This window comes from Streptomyces phyllanthi (assembly GCF_009377205.1).
In the GTDB taxonomy this organism is placed as follows: domain Bacteria; phylum Actinomycetota; class Actinomycetes; order Streptomycetales; family Streptomycetaceae; genus Streptomyces; species Streptomyces phyllanthi.
The window spans coordinates 1-2,176 of the sequence record NZ_VJZE01000817.1 but is presented as its reverse complement, the minus strand read 5'-3'; the positions used below and the strand labels follow the sequence as shown (position 1 = coordinate 2,176).

General features: G+C 74.3%; 2 protein-coding genes. Both read right to left on the bottom strand.

The annotated features are described in order from the left end of the window. Window positions 1–928: serine/threonine-protein kinase (locus FNH04_RS45210; protein ID WP_152792032.1), on the bottom strand; the 928-nt coding region annotated here is incomplete at its 3' end. A gap of 10 nt (window positions 929–938) precedes the next feature. Further along, window positions 939–2,176: branched-chain amino acid ABC transporter substrate-binding protein (locus FNH04_RS45205; RefSeq protein ID WP_152792031.1), on the bottom strand; the 1,238-nt coding region annotated here is incomplete at its 5' end.

Genomic DNA, 2,176 nt, shown 5'->3' with positions numbered 1-2,176 from the left:
CCGCCGTACTCGCCCTGCCCTCCGTCGAAGCGACCGAGGTGAGCGGGACGAGCGGGACGAGCGGGACGAGCGGGGCGAGCGAACCGACGGGCAGCGCTTCCGGCGACGCCCCTCTGTCCGGCTCCGCCCCGTCCAGGGCCCGCCGTACCTCCGCCACGGTGGGGCGGGAGTCCGGGGCCTTCTCCAGACAGGCCCGCAGCAGCGGCAGCAGCTCCGCCGGTACGCCGTCGAGGTCCGGATCGTCGTAGACCGTCCGCATCAGCACGGCGGCCGCGGAGCCCCAGCCGAACGGGCGCACGCCCGTCACGGCGAACGCCAGCAGACACCCCAGCGAAAAGACATCGCTGGGCGTCCCGATCTCCCTGCCTCGGCCCTGGGCCTGCTCGGGGGAGAGGAACCCGGGCGAGCCGACCACCGTCCCGCTGGCCGTGAGCGCGGTGTCCTCCGGGGCCCGGGCGATACCGAAGTCGATCATCCGTGGCCCGTCGTGCGCGAGCAGTACGTTGCCGGGCTTGACGTCCCGGTGCACGAGACCGGCCCCGTGCACGGCCTGAAGCGCCTCGGCGAGCCGGGCCCCCAGGAAGCGGACCGAACCGCGCGGCAGCGGCCCGCACTCCTCCACGGCCTCGTCCAGTGAGGGGCCGGGCACGAACGCCGTGGCCAGCCACGGCGACACGGCCTCCGGATCGGCGTCGAGCAGCGGCACCACCCACGGGCTCGTGACCCTGCCGGCGGTCTCCACCTCACGGCGGAAACGGGCGCGGAAGCCCCCGTCGTCCGCGTACGCGGCACGGATGACCTTGACCGCGGCGAGCGCACCCGCGGTGGAGCGCGCCAGGTACACCACACCCATGCCGCCCGCGCCCAGCCGGCGCAGCAGCCGGTAGTCCGCCACCTTGGCCGGGTCGGCGCCGCGCAACGGCTCCATCAGCGCCTCATCACGTGGCCACCTGGAACGGCGCCGCCCCCTGGTACGTGAACCGGCCGCCCGAGACCTTCCACAGATAGACCCCGGTGCCGTCGATGACCAGGGTCCCCTTCTCCTTGTCGAACGCGAAGTTCTTGGTGATCCCCTTGTACGTGGCCGAGCGGAGCGCCGTCGTCAGCTCCTTGCGGGTACGGCGCCCGGCGGGCAGACCACTGAGGGTGCGTACGGTCATCCGGGCGACGTCGTACGCCTCGGCCGCGTACGGCTCCGGCGCGGCGCCGAAACGCTTGCGGTGCGCGGCCGCGAAGACCTTCGCCTCCGGGGCCGTGGCGGCGTCCATGGCGGGAGCGACGATCACCCAGCCCTCGGCGGCGTCCCCGGCGGCGGACAGGAACCGGTCGTCGAGCACCCCTTGGGCGGCGGTCCGCGCCCCCGGGAAGTCCCGGTCCTTCAGCTCCCGGGCCAGGAGGGCGGCCCGCTCGTGGTAGCCGGCGAAGACCACCGAGTCGGCGCCACCGTCGAGGAGCGCGTCGAGGGTCGGCCCGAAGTCGGTCCGCAGTGCGCTGACCACCTTCGGGACGGCCGGCCGCCGCTCGTCCCGGAGGATCCCGCTGAGCGTGCTGCTGATCTCCTGGGCGTACGCGTCCGCCGCCCGGTCGTCCACGATCCCGACCGTGCGGGACTTCGCGGTGTCCCGCAGATAGGCGCTGAGATAGAACGGCAGGATCGTGTCGAGCGGACGGGCGTGGAGGAGGGACCGGGCCCCCAGCACCTGCAGGACGGACGCTCCCGGGGACACCGCGAGCACGGGCAGCAGTGCGCCGTCGTACGTCGCGAGCGCCGCCTGGGCGGTGGCATCCGTGGTGGGGCCGACCACGGCGACGACGGAGCGGTCGGCGACCAGCCGCTTGGCGGCGGTGACCGCTCGGTCCGGGTTGCCGGCGTCGTCCGCGGTTTTCACAGCGAGCGTGAAGCGCTTCTCCTTACGGGCGTTGAACTGCTCGACCGCGAGCCGCAGCCCCTTCTCCTGAGCCCGGCCCACGGCTTTCTGGTCGCCCGTCAGGTCGGCGTGCAGCCCGATGGTGTACACGGGGGTGCTCGCCGCCGCGTCCGAACCGTCGCCCTCTTCCCCGTCGTCGGAGAGCCCCGCCCAGGCGGCCAGGCTGCCCGCGGCCGTGAGGGTGGCCGCGCCGGCGGCCAGAAGCAGGAAGCGGCGTCTGGTGGCCGGGCGACCGGGCGGGGTGGTGG